This window comes from Pseudoalteromonas sp. SaAl2 (genome assembly GCF_052947895.1).
Map to the genome: position 1 here is coordinate 3,199,037 of NZ_CM129605.1, position 18,299 is coordinate 3,217,335.

Consider the following 18,299-nt stretch of genomic DNA (forward strand, 5'->3'; position numbering starts at 1 on the left):
AAACTAAACGGGAAGAAAAAGGGATCTCAATGAAAAAAATTACTGCACTAAGCGCACCATTGCTCGCACTCACAATGGCGCTATCAGGCTGCCAATCGGCCTACTATTCTGCCATGGAATCCGTTGGCGTTCATAAACGCGATATTTTGGTAGACCGTGTTGAAGAAACAAAAGAATCACAAGAAGAGTCTCAAGAAGAATTTCAATCGGCTTTAGATCGCTTATCTACACTCATTAACTTTGATGGCGGTGATCTAAAAGAAGCGTACGACCAACTTAATAGTGATTACGAGTCAAGCCTCTCAGCTGCCAATGACGTAACTACTAATATAAACAAAGTTGAAGACGTTGCTGAAGCCCTTTTTGAAGAGTGGGCAGATGAGCTAGAACAGTATTCTAATCCCTCTTTAAAGCGTGAAAGTAATAAGAAGTTAACGTCAACCAAACGTGATTTTGACAAATTACTACGTTCAATGCGTAACGCAGAAAGTAAAATGGAGCCGGTATTATCATCACTACGAGATAATGTTTTATACTTAAAACATAATCTTAATGCCCAAGCTGTAACAGCAATACAGGGTGAATTTACTAACCTTAAGCGAGATATTAAAGTGTTGATGGATGACATGAATAAGTCTATCGCTGATTCTAATAAGTTCATTGAGCAAATGAATAAAGCGGGATAAGTTGGCGAGTTGGCGAGTTGGCGAGTTGGCGAGTTGGCGAGTTGGCGAGTTGGCGAGAAAATCATATATTAAGTCTGCATTTTGCAGGCTTTTTATTGTTATTTTTTAAATATTTATTAAGCACTTCTTTTTGGTACACTTTTATCAAAATAAAATTAAAAAGTTACCATAATGAAGTTAAGCACCCTTAGTCTCATCACCCTAACTGGTTTTTTAACAGCATGCGCGGCCGCGAATCATGTGCAGATCATTGCTGGCCCAGATACAGTTGTACCACTTCATAAAGATGGTGAACGGGCTGGTCGCTATCATAACCTTTACTCTGGCAAAAAGACTTACCCTGTTAGTTGTGAGAGTGACTGCTACCCGAGCAATACCAACTTACAATGTGAAGAAGAAAATGAAAATTGCCAGTATGTTGCTGAACAAATAAAACCACAATCAAATACTGGTTTCGTTGTTTCGTTGGCTCGGTCACGCAGGATTTATGATTAAAACGCCAAACGGACAACAAGTGGTGTTTGATCCAGTAAAAGAGCAATTCGACTCCCCTGTAGATTTAGCTTTTAGACTGGCCTCTGGGTTTTACCGCCAACCTGGTGACTGGCTCACAGCCAGCGAGCTTAAAAACTTAGATGCTGTGATGTATTCACATATTCATTATGACCACTTCAATAAAGCAGATATTGAAGAAATAGGTAATAAGCCTCGCTACTTAACCCCACTGGGAATGGCTGATAACTTTCCAACAGGTGGCTTTTATATAAGCGAAATGGCTTGGTATGCCAAAACCACTATTGATGATTTAACCATTCATGCACTGCCTGCTCATCACTTTAGTAGCCGTGTTTTGGTGCCTTTTATTTATGAAGATCACGATAAAGACTTATGGAATGGCTGGCTGCTTGAGCAAAATGGTAAGACACTATTTTTTGCCGGAGATACCGGCTACTCGCAGCATTTTAGCGATATTGGGCAGAAATATGGCGAAATTGATATTTGTTTAATGCCAATTGCCTCGTATTATCACGAAGAAGATGGTGATTGGTATAGATATGTTCATACCACACCAGAAGATACGCTAACAGCTGCGCAAGATCTCAACTGCAAAGTAATGATCCCATGGGGTTATGGTAATTCAAGTTGGAAAATGGGCGACCACAGTAGTCATTCGGCATTACTTCGCTTATTGCATATGTACGATGAAATGGAGTCAACCATTCCTCTGTATATCTTAAATGAAGGAGAAAGTGTCGCTTTATAAAGCGGCACTTGGGTATTGATACGGTTGCTCCTGCGCCTTACATTCATCATCACCAAGCGAGCGACTTATTGGCCCAAGTAACATTTGCAAGACACCGTTAATCACGTTCATTTCTTGGTTTGTGTCAGAACTATCGAGTGAACTATTTTGCACTTGCCGTTGTTGACTTTGCGCGTTACCAACAACAAAATCACAACCTGATTCCATCACTTGTGAAGAAGTGCAGCCTGATAACAACACAGCCATAACTAAAAGTAATGCTTTAGCCAAAATAATTCCTTGAATATGTATTAATGTAAACAACGCAGTTACTTTACCTGTTTTTATTACTAACAAATGTAAAAATTTGTTTTCCCACCTAAATGTTGCTGCACCTGTTATTTAGCATCTGTACCTCTCTACCTATTGTTTTCAAATAATGTTTCAGACAGTATTAATAAAAATGAATATTTGAGAGTTACATGAAAATACACGCACTAACCTTAAGCATTTTAATGAGCAATGCCGCCTTGGCTATCGATGTAGAGCATACAACAACACCTATTGTCATTGATGGTGTTGCTGAAAGCGCATGGGACCAAACAACATGGCACCCTATGCCATACCTTATGGATGGCTCCTTGCCTAATTCAGATAAAGACTTTAAAGGCCGCTACAAATTACTTTGGGATGAAAACACACTTTATTTACAAGCCGATATTACTGATGATGTGCTGATTGATACGCACCTAGATCCAACGGAAAAATACTGGAATGACGACGCACTAGAAATATTTATTGACAGTGATGCATCAGGTGGTAACCATCAATTTAACCATACTGCATTTGCCTACCATATAGGCCTTGATAACCAAGCTGCCGATTTTGGACCTGATAAAAAACCCCATTTATACACAGAGCACTTAGTAAGTAACTGGAAACGAAATACCGAGGCACCTCATAACATTACTTGGGAAGTGGCGATCAAACTCTATCCAAACAACTATGAAGAAGACGGACAAAATACACCTATTAAATTAACGGAAAAACAAGTTATCGGGTTTATGCTCGCCTACTGTGATAACGATGGCAGCAAAGTGCGCGAACACTTTATGGGCTCACACGAAGTCCAACCTGTAAACGGCGATAGAAACCGTGGATTTATAGACGCAGATGTATTTGGCAAAATCACCTTGGTGCGCTAGCCGCTCTTTAGCATTGGAGGTATGAGCTGTAAAACTCTAAATTTTATAAATAGTAGTCGTCACATTAACTATTAAGCAACAAAGAAATACACATTAAGAATGTGTATTTCTTCTAAGCTCGTATTAGTAAATAGTAACTTGAACATCAATCCAAGCGTTTGCAGTGCCTAATGTACCACCAACCTCAACTGGATAAATACTAAAGCCATTCCAAGGATCTATAAACGTTTGGTTCAGAAGTAATGGTGAATCATTAAAGTCCTCTAACGACCAACCAGAACTTCGAGAGTTTGGAGTTGCATCCAACAATAATGAGTTATGGTTATACCAAGGAGCCGCGTTTTCATCCATGTAGTTTTGTAGATTTATAAGAATACCACTTTGCAATAAAGGAGTACGTAATTGAGACTCTGGAGGTGTATTTGTTTCACCATTTTGTGTGGTTCTATATTCTACCCAATATGTTTTATCTCCATCCCCTGACTTTATTTTTAGGCCTATCGGGCCAGGCGCATTATGGCCATTGCTGGTGCCATGATCAAAAGCATATATTCTATACTTTCCTGAAGTTGTGACAGTGGGTACATCAGATTCTGTAATCCAATTTTTAAAATACCCTTTATACATTAAGTTCATTTCTTCTAAAGAGTGAGCACCCATTCCCATTAAGCCAAATACATTCCCGTAATTAGTAACTGTGTCATTACTATTTCCATTTAATGTACTGCTCCCCCCCTCGATAGACATTGAGTGATGCAAACCCAATGCATGACCCGCCTCATGGGCAATAGTGCCAGCTTTATATGTATAGATTTCCATTAAAGGCGGACTTGCTTGAGAGTTAATAAAATAGCTAGCTTCTGTACCTACAGGCGGTGCTGTTACCATAATGATCGTGCCTTCACCTGGAAAATTAGGATCTATACCAGCATTAATTAGCTCTTCTTTATAACCTACCCCCCACTTAGACTTATCGTAATTATAATAATCATGGTTATGAGGCATTGTTATTTTTGACTTAATTTCCCACGTGACATTGAAATTACCGTATGATTGCTCAGTAAAGTATTCTTTAGTTTTTTGCATTTCAGCATTAATTTGAGCAGTACTAAACTCTAAATCTTGGTCAGGAAATCTAATTGGATAAACTAAGACATGAACACTCTCATAATCGTATCCATCATTACCTGGATCTACTAACCCTGGAGTGACGCGACAATTAGTTGCATTGAAATCAGCAACAACACTTACTCCTTTAAATAGCCCTTCTAAACTAACATTATTCCAGCCATTTGCTGGTTGTGTTAAAATAACACACTCAGTATTGCCTACATGTGATGACCTAATACTATCATCGCCAGCGGCTGGCCAACCATTTGAACGCGCAGCTAATGTCACATTACCTAATCCATGAGCGGTGCTAAATGCAATGCTTGTCACATTTTGATTAAATGTAGAAACACTAAACCCAAATTTATTTGATGATGCAGGTACGCACACAGGAACACCATCTTGTAATGAGGCTATAGATGTTGGGCCTTCAATAGCGCAAACATCCGCTAACACACCTAAATTGGGGTCTGGATTTGGCTCAGGGTCTGTAGTACCAGACTGACTTGTTTGAGCACTTGCGGTGTTACTCCAACCCGATCTATTCGTGCTGTTTTGAGCAAACATAGTATAATAATAGGTTGTATTTTCAGCTAAGTCTGTATCTGTATAAGTTGTGGTATCCTCACCCACGGTTGATATTACTTGCCAAGATGAGCCTGCGCTTGATCGTTGAATCTCAAAGCTATTCTCATTACTTGAATTATCACGCCAATGTAAGTTAATCGAAGTCCCATTAGCTGTAGCGCTTAAATTACTAGGAGAGACTAAAGTACCGATGTTATCCCCACTATCAGGGAGTTCGTCGTTACTGCGGCACGTTGTAGCACCAAAATCAACCGCAAGAGAGGCGTTACTTCGCTCCCCAGACACAGCCACCATCAACCAATGCTGGCTCGGGTTTCGTATAATTACACATTCCTTATTCGAGCCATCTGTTAATGAGCTATAAGCTGAGCTATTTGTGCTGGTATTAGGCCAACGGCCTTGATCCACATATAAGTTAAGATCGCCAGTACCGTGCGCAGTACTAATAGCTATACTGTTATAATCGCTTGCTCCTGCAATACTTAAATATGCAACACCATCATCACTGATACAAATAGGAGATCCATCACTTATAGAGGTTGATACCCCTTGAGTTGCGCACATATCAGGTAATTCAGCACTTGAAGTATAATATGAGATGAATAGCAAAGAACCTATCAGGCTTTTCGCTAGCTTTAATGGGGGTCGTTTCATTTTTTCACCACTCTAAGTTAGTTAACTGTTTTATGTTTCAACTTCAAAATAAACACAAAATTCACGCTTTATTTACAATTGAGTTTTAAAAACTAACTTACATAAAATATACAATCAAGCATAAGAAAAATGCAAATACACAATAAGAAGGAAAAAATAAAAACAATATAAATCAATGCGTTAAGTAATCTTGTGATAAACAATGATAGCAAATGATATAAAATGGTAAACTTTAAAAAACATAACGAACATGAATTACTAAACAAGGCTAAGTTTTTTTCTTACTCAACATAATTATGAAATAAATCTACATAGAAATTCCAAAAAGTAAAAGTGAACACAATGTTTTACTCCACCAATTAACTAAAAAAGAGCTTATATCAAATAAGCGCTGGACTTCACTACACACAACCTCCACCGTAGTCAGTCTAAAACGTTTACTATGTATTGATTTAAATTCACCTAACCTCTGGTTAATAGATGCACTAATTAATTGATATTAAATAACGAAACTTTTAGTCTCCAGCTGGAGATAGATTTACTATCCACAGTTCAAGTTAAATTTTCAGCTATACAAAGAGTTCTACTTAGAGGTTTAACTTCTTAGGAGCTAGATTTATTTAATCAAATAATAATTGAATCGCGTAATGAGGCATGTAAGTTAATGAGAGCAGTATATTTACAAAGTTGTCCCTGAGAAAAGATACGAATAGAGCAAGGTTAATCAGTGTATTTAACCTCTTTGGGCAAAAAGCTAATCGCAATATAAAGAGCTATAAACCAACGCGCACTGATTATTTATGCAACGCCCCTACATCCTATTTGAAGGGGCGCCGCATCAGATCTTCCTTGCCTGTAAAGCAATATACTACTCCGGTTTACCTCTATGTATCAAAGGCGCAAAGGGTTCCAGTGACCCTAGTGCTGATAAGCGTAAGATCATTCAAAATCAAATTTAACAGACATACCACTGTGCTCACCGACGACACTAAAATAATGATAACCTACTCGAGGATTATTTATCGTAATGGATTCTGCATTATCAGGGTTTTCAGACCTTTGGTCGTAACTATTTTCATTAGCCCAACCAGTAGACTTATAATAAAGATTTCCATTGCCTGTTCCATATGCTGTATTTATAACTACTTTATTTGTACCTGAAGGAATATTAATACCGTAATATGCGATAGCGTTGGATCTTGAGCCACTAGGCACACAAATATCATCATTGTGACCAACCCAGCCTGAAATAGCGCTTTCTGTAGCACATGCATCAACCACATTATTGTCTGTTGGATTAGCTACTATCAAAGCAGTCGTTACTGCCGTGCCTGTAAGACCATTTATATCAGTTACGGTTAACACTACATCGTAGTTACCCGCAGCTGAATAGCTATGGCTTGGGTTCATTAATGTACTGGTTACGCCGTCACCAAAACTCCAGCTATAAGAAGCTATTGGCCCCTCATTATCTGATGAACCAGCACTACTAAATGTAATAATGTCATTCACGATACCAGTATATACACCATTTGCATTGGCAATCGGCGCTGTATTTTCACTCTCATTAATACCACAGCCCACAGTATCAAATTCAACTAAAATAGACGCTGTACCATTTGAGCCCACAACTTTGATATTACCCCAGTAGTTAACCCCTCCAACTACATGAATGCATTCACTATTGCCATTATTGTTCGAAATACCATCATCAAGATTAGTACCTGTAGGCCAACCAGTATTGTCGTAGTTGAGACTCAAATCACCTGAACCATGTGCCGTTCTAATTGTTACACTGTCATGGCCACTAATATTAGCGATACTAAGCCAAATCGTTGCTGAATTGCCCAAACAAACTGCATTACCAGCAGTTAAGCTGCCTCTTGTAACCACATTTTGGGTGGCACATGTATTTGGTAGATTGGTAACTGGTGCTGTACTACCAGCTGAAATAATTACAGTTGTACTTACAGTGCTCGCAGCTCCAAAGTTATCAGTAACTGTTAAGCTTACCTTATATGTTCCTTGCGCACTATAAACATGGCTAGGATTAGCTGTTGTACTGACAGACCCATCACCAAAATCCCAACGAAAAACATCTATCGAACCATCACTATCAATAGATCCAACACTACTAAAGCTAATAGCTGTGTTTTCAATACCACTATAAGTACCATTAATGTTAGCTGTTGGTGCAATATTCTGAATATTGCCATTTATTGAATATACATTTTCACCAGGTGTAAGAGAAACCACCCCTTTACAGCTATTTAATGAATCAACGAACACCATTCTATCACCAGCCTGCCATGTAGTTCCTGTATAACTTTCACCTACATTAAGTGTTGCATACACAGTATCTGAGCGAACTCCTGTTACATAGTTAACCCACCTAACTTCCATAACTTCATCTGAATTATTAGTCACTTGTACATTAGTAGCTGTATCAGTTTTAAAATAAGGTCTCTCTAAGCTACATGAACCAATTTCATTAGATTCAGGTAAAACATCAGGAACTACAGCATTCACTAAATTCTGATCAATCGAAAAATTAGCGGTTTGACCAACCACACCGACTCCAACACACTCACGGTTTTCGCTCATCATAATAAAGCGGTCATTTTCACGCCAAAAGTTATTATTGTATTGCTGACCTTGAGTTAATAATGCTATTTCTTGTGTTCCTGCATTTCCAGTCACATTATCAATCCACATTAATCTTAGCGGGACTGAAGTATTATTTAGCACTGACAGATTAGATGTAGAAGAATCGTCCACATATCGAATATACCTTTGCTCCAAATTACATGAGCCAAAGTTATTATTTTCAGGAAGTGCAACATAGCTCATAGCCGTAGCAGATGTTAATGATTGCACATAATCAGAAAAACCATCGCCTATACGGTTTGAAACATTTTTTAAGGTTGCTTGATAAGTTGCAGTACTCCCAGATCGAAGCGCATTAATTATATCGTCATAATCACTTCGATGGTTTGCATTCATATAATGAATCGCCATATAACCCCATTGATATAAATCAGGGTGATTATAGTCCGCACTCAGAATATTGTACAAAGGCGGAATCTCTTTACCAGAGAGGCTATTTAGCGTTCTTGTATAGTTTGTACCATTAGCTAAAAAATCAGCTAAACCTTCAGTCAAGCCCGCATTATATGTAAATGTGCCAAAGGGACCTGAGACATTAAAACGACCATCTAAATAGTGTACATATTCGTGTTGTAGGTTATATACCTGCCCTGTATAAGCACAAGAAAAAGGTACCCAACTGTCTTCGCATATATGCGATATAAATTTCGCTTGATTTGTCGAATTTGATGGTGTCCCCTCTAAGTACATTCCCCCATTATCAGTGTTTATTCCAAAGTGCGCTTGACCATTAGCTTTATACTCCGCACTCGATAAATAAATATAAACATCTAAGGTAGTATTATTATCATTGGGAAGTGGAGAGCTAGCATTCGTATTGAAAAAACTATAAAAATCCGTTTCGGTTTCTGCTATTTCATCACAACTATTTCTTAGTTGCTGCTGTGTTATACCTGTTTGTGCCCTAAGATTCACCGAGTTACACTGATACATCTCAGTGAATACTTCATCTATTGTTGCAGCTGACGCACTTTGAACCCCGCAAAGCAAAAATACAGCTATCCCCCCAGTTAAACTCATTGTTTTAATCATACACTTTTCTCTTTATTGAAAGTGAAGAATAAAGACATTCCTGTGTCAGTAAAATTCTTTTCTATTTTTTGGAAGAAACATCTCTAAGCTTATGTTTCACAATTTATATACCGATCTTAATTAATCTGACAATTGATAACTTTAAGTTTCCAAAATTCATTAAATTAATACTGCAATCCTATTAGGTATTGCACAGAACGATATTGATATACTTTATTCAATATACAAAACGAATCTAACTAACAGTTGCACAAATGTAAATGAAGTTGTTAAAAAAAGAGAGCAAGTGATAATAAATGATAGAAAATGATGTACCTTAATACAGCTCAGCTCGTAATCCCCCTCCATCTTTCAGGAGCTTTCATTCATTTTAGAAACTATATCGAAGTGTGAAGTTTATAACTTAGTGTACAATAAATATTCCTTCTTGATTTTTCTGGCTAATACTTGGGTGGGAGCAAGCGTTAATCGGGCAAGCTAAAAATAAATTTTTTAAATTAACGATTATTTAAATTTATAGTTTTTCTTCAGTCAATTGTAATGAGTAGCATTAAGTACCCTTTAACTTACCTAAGGCCAAACCCTTGGCTGTTTCTTCTAACCTAAAAAGCAGATGACTTCTGACTCAAATAAATTTACTCGGTTTTTATCTAGATCCAGCTGACATTAGTGTAGTCAATAGTAACAATAATCACTGTATTACCAAGGACTACAGCAGCAGTCGAAAACCTGAGACAGCCGTTAAGTAGATTTAAACAAGGCATCACAGCTTAGCGTAAAATTAATAAATGGTTATTCCTATAGTGTGGTTGAATAAGATACAGGTATTGCTCATCAGAGCTCACAGCAATTGCAGGGTAAATATTTTGGCTATGTATTAATTTATGGATTTTTTTATCTTTGAAACCATAAAAAAACACCGCGCTTTTGTTCCTACTAACTCGATCTAAATAGTAGATCCCACTACTAGAAAGCACAAAGTCATTTATGACATTGTTAACAATTTGGCGGTTTCTTGAGATGATTTTTACATGCTTCTCTGTTTTTGGAGTATAACGATAAATATTATTATTACTTATTTTACTATAGTAAAAATCCCCAGTTGAAGATTGCATAACACTCTTTGCATCAGCTATAGCAGTCACCCATTTAAATGGGTATCCAGCCCCACCCATTCTAATAACAGCCGAGTTACTACTTTTTGGTGTAGTAAAATATAACTCATGACCAGAGCGAGAATATCGTCCGCCATGTAGCGTTTCCCCATCGGGGCATAAAGGCGTGCCTTTTCCTGTTTTTGTATTTATTAATCGGCAAGTGCTATTAATAGATAACAAAGCTGAATTGGTATCTTTTTTCCAGCTTATGCTAAGTGGTGATTGATGTTTTAAGGCTTCATTAAACTCTACAAACCGCTCTTTAACACCTTTTTCATACTGCCATAGCTGGACTTTGTTTTTTGGTGTTATAGTCGCGAATAGTAACTTACCACTTCCAACTTCTTCAATAGCGCGGATAGCCAAGTTATCCTTAACAATTACTTCAGCAGTGCCTCCTTTCCTGATTAAAGGGTTAGTGTATTTGACTACCTGGCTGCCTCCTGAGCCATCCCGCCAATCTTGCTGCATGATTATTTCATGCCTTCCTGGTACTTTTATCGGCCAATAGCCCACATATGGCTTATCTGCCACTTTAACCATATACTCTGCAGTAATGTCATATCTTGCTAGATACCCCTTATCATCAATAAAATAAATTGATTTACTATTATCACTAAAACTAAAGCCGGATCTTATTTGGAGAGTAGGAATAGCAATTGAAACAAATTCTCTATTAACAGTATTATATAACTTTATTTGATAGCCCTCTTCAGCATTAGAGCGCATTACCGCCAACCACTTTTTATTTGGTGATATGGCTGCAAATAAATCACCTTGAGTGTTAATTCTAGGCGAGCTGATTTGCTCTGATTGAGCCTGTAAGCTATCGTACAAAAAAAATTTTAAAGGGGCTGCTACATCTTCTTTCATATTATAGAAAAATTGTTGGTTATTAAGCCATTTTATCGATGGAGATAAGTTTGCATCAGGTAGTGTGATGTGTAATTTCGCATTCTTTGCTTTTAACTTTACGGAATCAAAATCAGCTAGATATATACCAATTGAATCAGCTTCATACCTAACAAATGCTATTCTTGATTGATCTGGAGAGATGCTAGCAAAATTATCATTGCTCAACGAGCTACTAAAAACGTTACTGGCACGCTCTAAATTATCAATATGGCTTGCATACAACTGCCAAGATTCATCTTGAGCTGTGCGTTTAGAGTAGAGTAATATTTTACCATTATCACTGATTGAAGGGCTTTGAAGCCTACCTATACTGGTAAGGACAAAAGTGATTGAGCTATATTTCTCAGACTGGATAAAATACGTATAAAGGTTAGAGAGTAATATTAAAGAAACGATTATAACTATAGCTAAGTAAAATTTAGAGTATCGGTTTTTAAATCGAAGACAGTTAATCGCGACCCTAAAACTCCTTATATTATTATCGACAAGTAATTCAGGTTGAAGGCTGATCTCTTTCTGATATATCAGAGCATTTAACCTATATCCATTGCCATTTGTACCTGTCACTGTATGTATATATTTTTTCTCTGGATCTAGCTTAGCTATTGAACGACGTAGACTATAAATATGATTATTAATTGAATGATCACTGACTGCAGAGCTATTCCATACATATTTTCTTAAGTCATCCCTTGTAACTAGTTGCTCTACTCGGCTAGCAAGATAACATAGTATCTTCATAGCCATAGATTGAATCTCGATAGACCTGCCATTACAGCTTAATTGATCAACGGTAGGCTCAACAGTTAAATTTGCAAGCTGAAATGTTTTCTGAAAGTCAGTCATTACTGCACTTCTTAAGACAATTAACAAATAGTATACAATATACATAAAACACAATATTTACTAGTGTCTGTAATATTTCTTTCACTTATACAATAGCCACCGAACGTGCTGCTTAAATTTAAGATATTAAGCCTGATTACTGATTAATAGATACATTAATACACTGATTTAAAATCATAAATATTGCCAGCCGACTGTGGATCTCTTCTGGTGGAATAAGGCCAATTTATTTACACAGCAAGACTTAATTCAACATATTCGCATTTAATTAGTTACTTGAGTTAGATGTATTGTTCATATTTTAGCTTCCAATAAAAGTACATCATTCACCCTATTGCATATTTGCGCTAAAAATTACTTCTTAACCCTATTGCATATTTGCGCTAAAAATTACTTCTTAACCCTATTGCATATTTGCGCTAAAAATTACTTCTTAACCCACTTGCTCCGAGTGATATTTAGACCCATTAATAACAATGCAGGAAATGTGCAATAAACTATACGTATACTTAATTGCAACGATGGCCTCTTAAACACTTCTTCTCTTTAATTATTTACCCCCTCGTAAACTAATATCCACAAAAAAGCCGCTGTATTTTGCAATACAGCGGCTTTTAAAATCATTGTTCTAAATTAATAGATTATGACTTAGGAGCACGACCCGCACGTTTACGCTCATTTTCAGTCAAATGACGTTTACGAATACGAATGTTCTCAGGTGTAACTTCTACTAACTCATCATCAGCAATAAACTCAAGCGCTTGCTCAAGTGAATAGTTAAGTGCTGGTGTTAATGTTTGTGCTTCATCTGTACCAGATGCACGAACGTTAGTAAGTTGCTTACCTTTAAGGGCGTTCACTGTAAGGTCGTTATCACGGCTATGAATACCGATAACCATACCTTCATAAACTTCAACACCATGACCGATGAATAAACGGCCGCGCTCTTGTAAGTTAAATAATGCGTTAGTAAGTGCTTTACCTGTTGCGTTTGCAATCATTACACCGTTCTTACGAACACCTAGTTCGCCACCTTTGTGCGGACCGTAGTGATCGAACGTATGGTAAAGTAAACCAGAACCTGATGTTAACGTCATGAACTCAGTTTGGAAACCGATTAAACCACGGCTTGGGATCATAAAGTCCATACGCATACGGCCTTTACCATCTGGCGCCATATCAGTTAGCTCACCCTTACGAAGACCAATTTGTTCCATGATAGAACCCTGGTGCTCTTCTTGACAGTCAATTGTTAGTGTTTCATATGGTTCTTCTAACACGCCATCAACAGTACGTAAGATTACTTCTGGACGAGATACTGCTAGCTCGTAACCTTCACGACGCATGTTCTCGATTAAGATACCTAGGTGTAATTCACCACGACCAGAAACACGGAAGCTATCTGGGTTATCAGTATCTGCAACGCGAAGTGCTACGTTGTGTACTAGTTCTTTGTCTAAACGCTCACGGATATTACGTGATGTTACAAACTTACCTTCTTTACCACAGAAAGGAGAGTTATTTACAGAGAACGTCATCGTTACTGTAGGTTCATCAACGCTTAGCGGTGGTAACGCTTCAACGTTGTTAGGACAACAAAGCGTATCTGAAATCTTAAGCTCGCCAAGACCAGTTACCGTTACGATGTTACCAGCGAAAGCTTTATCAGTTTCGATACGCTCAAGACCTAGGTAACTTTGTACTGAACCAATTTTACCGTTACGAGTGGTGCCGTCAGCACTAATAACCGTAACTTGTTGGTTAGGCGCAACAGAACCTCGTTTGATACGACCAATACCAATTACACCTTTATAAGAGTTGTAATCAAGCTGTGAAATCTGCATTTGGAAGTCACCTTCAGGATCTGCATCCGGCGGTGATACTTCGTCAACGATCATCTTGAACATAGGTTCCATGTTGTCTGATGGTTCGTCTAAATCTAATGTTGCCCAACCGTTGATAGCTGATGCGTAGATTACTTTAAAGTCTAACTGTTCGTCAGTAGCGCCAAGGTTGTCGAATAAATCAAAAATTTGATCCATAACCCAATCTGGACGAGCGCCTGGCTTATCAATTTTATTGATAACAACGATTGGCTTTAAGCCTTGCGCGAATGCTTTTGCGTTACGAAACGCGTTTGCGGCATTGGACCTTCTTGAGCATCAACAAGTAGTAATACTGAGTCAGCCATCGAAAGTACGCGTTCAACTTCACCACCGAAATCGGCGTGTCCCGGGGTATCTACGATATTGATATGGTAGTCTTTCCAAGAAATAGCTGTGTTTTTAGCTAAAATGGTAATACCACGTTCTTTCTCAATGTCGTTTGAGTCCATCACGCGCTCTTCGTTACCGCCGCGTGTTTCTAATGTACCTGATTGCTCAAGTAGTTTGTCAACCAAAGTTGTTTTACCATGGTCAACGTGCGCGATAATCGCTATATTTCTTAACTGTTCGATGCTCATATATTTACTCAGAGAAGTTTATTCTCATTGATCCTGCAAGATCTACGCACTCATCTGCGTTTTCACCAGATGTCCCAGCATAGGATTTAAAAGGGCGCATATTATCCCTCATTAATGACATGGATGAAAGTTTATCCAATATAAATTTGAAAACTTTCTCAATACTTTTACTAAGTATCTGTTTTATATATGACAATTAAATGAATTAAATTTCATTTATTTTCTTAAAATCAATTTTTGAGCTATTTTGAGGATATTTTTGGCACTATTTTGCAATTGGGTTATGCTGATTTGAGCGTTTAAAATATCAGCTAAATGAAACCTGTAAAGATTGCACCAATATGAAAATACTTCGCACCAAAATGGTGCTTTAATGTATACTTATTTACTTTGCTTATATTTTTTAACAGTGCAAACAGCTAGTTACAAACATGGCACAGAATCAGCTTGCTAGAGAACAAAAGCAATTATGCAGCAATAATAAAACCCAACAGTTGGAGGACACATGTCACAATCGGTTTTAGATTTTATTAAAGAAAATGACGTCAAGTTCATTGATTTACGCTTTACTGATACAAAAGGTAAAGAACAACATGTTTCTATTCCTCATCACCAAGTTGATGAAGACTTTTTTGAAGACGGTAAGATGTTCGACGGTTCTTCAATCGCGGGCTGGAAAGGCATTAACGAATCGGACATGGTATTAATGCCAGTTCCTGAATCAGTAAAACTTGACCCTTTCACAGAAGAAACAACACTAATCGTACGTTGTGACGTGGTAGAGCCTTCTACATTGCAAGGTTATGAACGTGATCCTCGCTCTGTTGCGAAACGCGCTGAAGAATATATGCGTTCAACAGGTATCGCTGATACTGTATTATTTGGTCCAGAGCCAGAGTTCTTCCTATTTGATGATGTTAAATACAAATCAGATATGTCTGGCTCTATGTATAAAATTGATGCAGAAGAAGCGTCATGGAACTCAGATAAAGAATACGAAGGCGGTAATACAGGTCACCGTCCAGGTGTTAAAGGTGGTTATTTCCCATGTTCACCAGTTGATTCTTCACAAGATTGGCGTTCAGCAACGTGTTTAGTTCTTGAAGAACTAGGTCAAGTTGTTGAAGCACATCATCACGAAGTTGCAACCGCAGGTCAAAACGAAATCGCTACTCGCTTCAATACCATGGTATTAAAAGCAGATGAAATCCAAGAAATGAAATATGTTATTCACAACATGGCTCACTTATATGGAAAAACAGCGACGTTTATGCCTAAGCCAATCGTTGGTGATAACGGTTCTGGTATGCACTGTCACCAGTCTTTAGCTAAAGACGGTGTTAACTTATTCGCAGGCGACAAGTACGGCGGTCTTTCTGAAGATGCACTTTATTACATTGGTGGTATCATCAAGCATGCTAAAGCAATCAATGCATTTGCTAATGCGTCAACTAACTCGTACAAACGTTTAGTACCAGGCTTTGAAGCACCAGTAATGCTTGCATACTCAGCACGTAACCGTTCTGCTTCAATCCGTATTCCAGTAGTACCATCTGAAAAAGGTCGTCGTATCGAAGTTCGCTTCCCAGATCCAACTGCGAACCCTTACCTTGCATTTGCTTCGATGCTTATGGCTGGCCTTGACGGTATCAAAAACAAGATCCACCCTGGCGATGCAATGGATAAAGATTTATACGATTTACCAGCAGAAGAAGCCGCTGAAATTCCAACAGTTGCAGCATCACTAGACGAAGCACTAGCAGCACTTGATGCTGATCGTGAGTTCTTAACTCAAGGTGGTGTATTCACTGACGACCTAATCGATGCTTATATCTCGCTTAAGTCTCAAGAAGTTGAAAAGCTTAACATGACAACTCACCCTGTTGAGTTTGAAATGTACTACAGCGTTTAATACGCTGTAGCTAAAATTGTCTAGTTATAGATAATATATGTGTGTTCTCAAGGCCCGTTTTACGGGCTTTTTTTATGGCAAAATGTTTAATTCTCCACTAAAGTTTAATTAGCGTAAAAAATGCAGGGTTAAAGGGTGAAAACAAAGATTTTGGTATTGCTGACGACAATTTTATTCAGCTTTTATGGTTATTCAGGTGATAAAAAGATTTATACTTGGAAGGATAAAAATGGCGCAGTTGTTTTTTCTGATACTCCTAAAGTGGGTGCGCAGGAAGTTAAATTAACAAGCCAAATACTTTCTATGCCTACCACTGATACCAGTATTCTAAATGAAGCAAAACCTGCCACCAGTATAAGCTTTAAAATTGTCATCGCATCTCCAGCCCATGAAGAAACCGTTAGAGAAAATACCGGCTCAGTTTATGTGACCAGCCGAGTTTCACCGCGATTTGAGAATGGCTTTAAAATTCAATTATACGTTGATGGGGTAGCTTACGCAGAACCCAGTAACTCTAGCACGTTTGCACTACGCAATGTTGACCGCGGCGAGCATTCCTTACAAGTTAAATTATTTAACCAAAGAGGCAAACTATTGTCGGTTAGCCCAACAAGTGTATTCTTTATGCATCGGCAGTCATCATTATAGCCTACGCTATTTTTTATAATGGCGCTCTGATTATAAATATATGTGCTAAGCTGCTATCTATCATCAACGCACTAAAATGGTGCAACAATGTCCAATAATAAAAAATTCAGTCCTGAACTACTAACCAGCATATGGAAAAACCTAACAACTGCTGTCATTTTACTCGATAAAAATTTTACTCTCGTTTACGTCAATGATAGTGCCAGTGAGCTGCTAGGGCTTGGTCCTAAACGCATTCTTAATCAGCCTTTTGATAGCCTGTTTAACTACCATTCCGTAGACTTAGAACGCATTGCTAAATACGCCTTAATGGACGGTGTAGATTGCCATCAGCATAGAGCTGACGTGGTTTTCGTGGATTCCCGCCATGCTAAATTAGCGATTAGTGCAAGGCGGGTAAAACTCGATGATGAGTATTATATTTTATTTGAGTGTCGACAAACGGACGATGAAATTCGCCATGATCAAGCGTCCAATCAAATGCATCAATATCAAGCTGCACGCAATCTTATACGCGGACTTGCACACGAAATTAAAAATCCCCTTGGCGGAATTCGCGGAGCGGCGCAATTATTGCAGTATGAGGTTGATCAGCAAGAGCGTGATGAATGTGCAGAGCTAATTATTGAACAAGCAGATCGATTAAGGGAGCTTGTAGATAGATTACTTGGTCCGAATCAATTACCACAAAAGTCACACGGTAATATTCACCAAACACTCGAGTCTGTTGTAAAGCTAAGCATGCTTGATAGCAACGCTAATATTAGCCTAGAAAAAGATTACGACCCAAGCATACCTGACGTATATATAGACCAAGGTAAAATTCAACAAGTCGTATTAAATATTATTCGCAATGCACAACAAGCACTAGTCGATGGCGGAGTAATTAAGCTCAAAACGCGTATCAGCCATCAGCAGCGTCGCCCAGGTAAAGCACCTAAAAAAGCTTTGCTGATCCAAATATCAGATAACGGACCAGGTATTGATAGCAATATTAAAGAAACCTTATTTTACCCAATGATCACCAATAAAGAAGGTGGTTCAGGCTTAGGGCTTTCAATTGCGCAAACCTTGATTGATCAACACAATGGCTATATCGAATGCGATAGCTGGCCTGGTCATACAGAATTTAATATATATCTGCCCTTTGTGGATTAATTAATGTGGAGTGC

Annotated in this window: 9 protein-coding genes and 2 pseudogenes; 6 read left to right on the forward strand and 5 right to left on the reverse strand. The window is 38.1% G+C overall.

Going from position 1 to position 18,299, the window contains the following annotated elements:
- Nucleotides 1–29: 29 nt before the first annotated feature.
- Together ACU8V8_RS15120 and ACU8V8_RS15125 are read left to right on the forward strand one after the other, a co-directional pair.
- Nucleotides 30–686: a DUF2959 domain-containing protein gene (locus ACU8V8_RS15120; RefSeq protein WP_290211017.1), complete on the forward strand. Its 657-nt coding sequence runs from the start codon at nt 30–32 to the stop codon at nt 684–686.
- A gap of 171 nt (nt 687–857) precedes the next feature.
- Nucleotides 858–1,950 (forward strand): annotated as a pseudogene (locus tag ACU8V8_RS15125) (MBL fold metallo-hydrolase).
- On the opposite strand, the gene ACU8V8_RS15130 reads toward ACU8V8_RS15125, so the two are convergent.
- Nucleotides 1,945–2,220, reverse strand: a complete 276-nt coding sequence (locus tag ACU8V8_RS15130) for a hypothetical protein (RefSeq protein ID WP_446888042.1) — start codon at nt 2,218–2,220, stop codon at nt 1,945–1,947. The pseudogene ACU8V8_RS15125 and the gene ACU8V8_RS15130 overlap by 6 nt on opposite strands.
- A 191-nt stretch (nt 2,221–2,411) precedes the next feature.
- On the opposite strand from ACU8V8_RS15130, the gene ACU8V8_RS15135 reads away from it, so the two are divergent.
- Nucleotides 2,412–3,134, forward strand: coding sequence for a CBM9 family sugar-binding protein (locus tag ACU8V8_RS15135; RefSeq protein ID WP_446888043.1), 723 nt, complete (start codon nt 2,412–2,414; stop codon nt 3,132–3,134).
- Between the two features lie 123 nt (nt 3,135–3,257).
- Here the strand turns inward: ACU8V8_RS15135 and ACU8V8_RS15140 are convergent, their stop codons facing one another.
- The 4 genes and pseudogenes from ACU8V8_RS15140 to typA form a co-directional block, all read right to left on the reverse strand.
- Nucleotides 3,258–5,486 (reverse strand): fibronectin type III domain-containing protein, encoded by a 2,229-nt coding sequence (locus ACU8V8_RS15140; protein WP_446888044.1) that lies wholly within the window; start codon nt 5,484–5,486, stop codon nt 3,258–3,260.
- A gap of 939 nt (nt 5,487–6,425) precedes the next feature.
- A complete protein-coding gene (locus tag ACU8V8_RS15145) occupies nt 6,426–9,185 on the reverse strand; it encodes a collagenase (protein ID WP_446888045.1) in 2,760 nt (919 codons plus the stop codon).
- Nucleotides 9,186–9,955: 770 nt separating this feature from the next.
- Complete coding sequence (locus tag ACU8V8_RS15150; RefSeq protein ID WP_446888046.1) at nt 9,956–12,103, reverse strand: winged helix-turn-helix domain-containing protein; 2,148 nt, start codon at nt 12,101–12,103, stop codon at nt 9,956–9,958.
- 641 nt (nt 12,104–12,744) lie between these two features.
- A pseudogene (typA, locus tag ACU8V8_RS15155) lies at nt 12,745–14,567 on the reverse strand (translational GTPase TypA).
- Between the two features lie 505 nt (nt 14,568–15,072).
- Here typA and glnA point away from each other — a divergent pair.
- The 3 genes from glnA (at nt 15,073) to glnL (ending at nt 18,285) form a co-directional block, all read left to right on the forward strand.
- Nucleotides 15,073–16,479 (forward strand): glutamate--ammonia ligase, encoded by a 1,407-nt coding sequence (gene glnA / locus ACU8V8_RS15160; protein ID WP_446888047.1) that lies wholly within the window; start codon nt 15,073–15,075, stop codon nt 16,477–16,479.
- Between the two features lie 135 nt (nt 16,480–16,614).
- Nucleotides 16,615–17,127, forward strand: a complete 513-nt coding sequence (locus ACU8V8_RS15165; protein WP_446888048.1) for a DUF4124 domain-containing protein — start codon at nt 16,615–16,617, stop codon at nt 17,125–17,127.
- A gap of 87 nt (nt 17,128–17,214) precedes the next feature.
- Nucleotides 17,215–18,285, forward strand: coding sequence for a nitrogen regulation protein NR(II) (gene glnL / locus ACU8V8_RS15170; RefSeq protein ID WP_446888049.1), 1,071 nt, complete (start codon nt 17,215–17,217; stop codon nt 18,283–18,285).
- Nucleotides 18,286–18,299: the final 14 nt, after the last annotated feature.

Coding starts and splice junctions, on each gene's coding strand:
- ACU8V8_RS15120 (WP_290211017.1), top strand. CDS start 30: ATGAAAAAAATTACTGCACTAAGCGCACCATTGCTCGCACTCACAATG.
- ACU8V8_RS15135 (WP_446888043.1), top strand. CDS start 2,412: ATGAAAATACACGCACTAACCTTAAGCATTTTAATGAGCAATGCCGCC.
- ACU8V8_RS15140 (WP_446888044.1), bottom strand. CDS start 5,486: ATGAAACGACCCCCATTAAAGCTAGCGAAAAGCCTGATAGGTTCTTTG.
- ACU8V8_RS15145 (WP_446888045.1), bottom strand. CDS start 9,185: ATGATTAAAACAATGAGTTTAACTGGGGGGATAGCTGTATTTTTGCTT.
- ACU8V8_RS15150 (WP_446888046.1), bottom strand. CDS start 12,103: ATGACTGACTTTCAGAAAACATTTCAGCTTGCAAATTTAACTGTTGAG.
- glnA (WP_446888047.1), top strand. CDS start 15,073: ATGTCACAATCGGTTTTAGATTTTATTAAAGAAAATGACGTCAAGTTC.
- glnL (WP_446888049.1), top strand. CDS start 17,215: ATGTCCAATAATAAAAAATTCAGTCCTGAACTACTAACCAGCATATGG.